5 protein-coding genes are annotated in these 2507 nt (G+C 60.0%); all 5 read left to right on the top strand.

All coding sequences use genetic code 11. The annotated features are described in order from the left end of the window. The first annotated feature begins 195 nt into the window (after positions 1-195). The gene (locus AC1DSC_RS32575) at positions 196-429 is read left to right on the top strand and encodes a hypothetical protein (RefSeq protein WP_478132087.1); all 234 of its coding nucleotides are present in this window, start codon (positions 196-198) and stop codon (positions 427-429) included. Positions 430-476: 47 nt separating this feature from the next. Next, positions 477-1046, top strand: a complete 570-nt coding sequence (locus AC1DSC_RS32570; RefSeq protein WP_478132086.1) for a HEAT repeat domain-containing protein — start codon at positions 477-479, stop codon at positions 1044-1046. Positions 1047-1233: 187 nt separating this feature from the next. After that, positions 1234-1725 carry an N-acetyltransferase family protein gene (locus AC1DSC_RS32565; protein WP_478132085.1) on the top strand — a complete coding sequence of 164 codons (492 nt, stop codon included), beginning with the start codon at positions 1234-1236 and terminating at the stop codon, positions 1723-1725. 94 nt (positions 1726-1819) lie between these two features. Further along, positions 1820-2155 (top strand): DUF2489 domain-containing protein, encoded by a 336-nt coding sequence (locus AC1DSC_RS32560; protein ID WP_018907259.1) that lies wholly within the window; start codon positions 1820-1822, stop codon positions 2153-2155. Between the two features lie 107 nt (positions 2156-2262). Then, on the top strand, positions 2263-2507 hold a 245-nt coding region (locus AC1DSC_RS32555), incomplete at its 3' end, for a hypothetical protein (RefSeq protein ID WP_478132084.1).

Below are 2507 nucleotides of genomic sequence, written 5' to 3'. Positions count from 1 at the left end.
CGTGAGCCCTTTTAGTCGCGCTCGCCGCGCAGCGCGGCCAGTGCCTGCATCACTGACTTCGCCGCCGAGTTCCGCGTCTGCAGCGCGCCAGCTTGCATCTCAGTTCGGCATACTCGCACGTCGAGTGCGTTTCCACACAACCTCGGCCAGAACCGGCCGTTCGCTCCGCCCCTCCAACTGATTCGTACCCCGTATATGTGGCCATTCGAGAAAGTCGCGGCGGTCTCGCCGATAGCGGTCGCTCCAACGCCGGAAATGGTCGCGGAAGCCAAGGCCAACCCCGGAGGCTGGGTCTACCAAATCGCGGGAAGCTTTGGCCCGACCGACCACATCCCTCCGGAGTTCATCAAGGGGGCATTCAAGGTCGATGAGCGTGGCAACATCACGGGTGAGTTTCAGGCGAACCCGAAATATCGGGGTGAGCCCTGAGGCCCGAAAACGTACAGCGGGACGCGGCCAGAAGCGGATATCTATCGATGAACCCTACCAAAAATGACGGCAAAAAATCTCCGCTGCTACAGCCGGCGAGTGTAAAGCCGAACTTGGACGCTGTGCCCTCCTGGTATCAGGACTTCTTGGAGCAAGTTGAGCGCTTTTGGGTTGTGAACCAAATCGAACCGTCAAAGCGTTCTTCTTTTCTCCTGAGCAACCTTCTTAGCGCGATTGAGGCAGGCGACAAGGACCGCGTCCATCTCATTTTGGAGGTTGCCCTCCAGTTTGACGACGCGGAAAAAGCGGTCCTTCTCTGTGAGATGCTGCTGATCAAGCAGCACTACCGTCACCAGGAGCTCGTGCGGGAGCTCCAACTCATGGCGGAGCCGTCCGCTGTTCCATATCTGGTCAAAGCGTTCACCTCCAACCTAGACTACATGGGCGAGTACAACGGGTCTGGTTCTGGCGTGGTAGCAAAGTGGTTCAGCCACGCTCTCCTCGACATTGGTACCCCGGAAGCTATTGAGGCGTTGAGGGCTTTCTCAGCTCACTCGGACGCGGAGGTTCGAGAAGAGATGGCGTATCGCCTTACCAAACTCGAGGACTTAGATTGAGGCCAACAAGACGGGCCTCGCGCTGCGCGCTCGCACGCGCCTGGTTGTGGGCGTTGAGCGCCCTGCGTCAGGTTTCCTTCAAGGGCCGCATTGGGGCCTTTGCCGCAGCCCAATCATTCGAACCGCAAGGCCGGACGCGGCCACAACCGGACCTTCGCTACGGTCCCCGAATGAATTCTTGCCATCCATGAACATCCAGGAAGCGCGCCCCTCCGATGCCCCAATAATTGCCTCTATCCTGCAAGAGGCAGCCGAGTGGCTCGCTGGCGGCGGTAGGCCACTTTGGTCGGCAGCTGAAATTGACCGCGAAAGCGTCCTGCAGGACGTGAGCAAGGGTCTCTTTCACATTGCCCGTCAAGACGAGCAACTGGCTGGCGTCATGAAGTTCGAGTTGGAGGACGCCTATTTTTGGCCCGAGGTCCTGCCGGGCACCTCGGCTTTTGTTCACAAGCTCGCCGTACGCCGAGCGTGGGCGAAGAAGGGCGCCTCGACCGCACTGCTGTCATATGCCCGAACTCGGGCTCAGCAGCTTGGACGTGCTCACCTTCGCCTGGACTGCGTCGCAGACCGCCAAGGGTTGCGGAATCTTTATGAAGGCTTCGGCTTTGCGCTGCATAGCGTCGTTCGGATCGGGGCCTCTTCGTATGCGCGGTACGAACTCTCGATGGCAACCCTGTAGGGACTTAGAAAGGCGTCGACCGACTACAGTCGGCCGAGTTGCGGACCTTCGAGGGGTGGCGCCGAAGGACAGTGAACATGTACAGAGGAGTGACGTGAACACGGCTGACGACGGCCAACTCGGGGCGGCGCGCAGAGCGGTCGTGGACGCCGCTCGGGGCCTCGCGGATGACACGGTACCCTTTATTGAGGGCGTCAGGCAATTGGCAGCGCTGAGCTTTGAAGTGTCACGGCTTGACCATGACCCGGACTTCACGTTGTTCGTCGCCGTTGCGAGTGAAGCGGACCACCTTCCGCCGCACGAGCTCCGCAGTCAATGTGCGCCGGCCTGGCTAGAACAGTGCGACCGCGAGGCGCGCGAGCTCGAGGCTCTTCACCGGAAGCAGGTTCGCGCTGCATGTGCGCGCCTCGTCGGCCGGTTTTCCTCATGAGCGTGGAGCCAGCCGGTGGGCAGAATGCGACCAGAGCCAGTCATTGTTCCCGCAAGCGAAGATCAGCGGATGGCGGACATTCAAGCCCTACGACTTCGGTGAATCAAATGAGCTCCGACAGCAAACGCAATGTTGCCAACATACTGATGCTTTTGGGTGTAGCCCCGACTGTGCTTTGGCTTGGCCTCCTGGCGATCAGCGGTGTGCTGACACCGTGGGCCGCCGTCGGCGTCATCTGGATCGGCATTCCTCTATGTTTTCTGAGCCTGCTGATTTCCGGAAGCGCGTGGGTATGGGCGCATGATCTTGCAAAAGCTAATCCTGAAAAATGGCGCGGTGCTCACCGCATTCC

The sequence above is a fragment of the Variovorax sp. 01N425 genome (assembly GCF_056399465.1).
Note: the sequence above shows the minus strand (reverse complement) of the source record. Positions and strands in the feature narration are given on the sequence as shown.

Bases quoted from the DNA above. Each gene is read 5' to 3' on its own strand.
- AC1DSC_RS32565 (WP_478132085.1), top strand. From the start codon at position 1,234: ATGAACATCCAGGAAGCGCGCCCCTCCGATGCCCCAATAATTGCCTCT.
- AC1DSC_RS32570 (WP_478132086.1), top strand. From the start codon at position 477: ATGAACCCTACCAAAAATGACGGCAAAAAATCTCCGCTGCTACAGCCG.
- AC1DSC_RS32575 (WP_478132087.1), top strand. From the start codon at position 196: ATGTGGCCATTCGAGAAAGTCGCGGCGGTCTCGCCGATAGCGGTCGCT.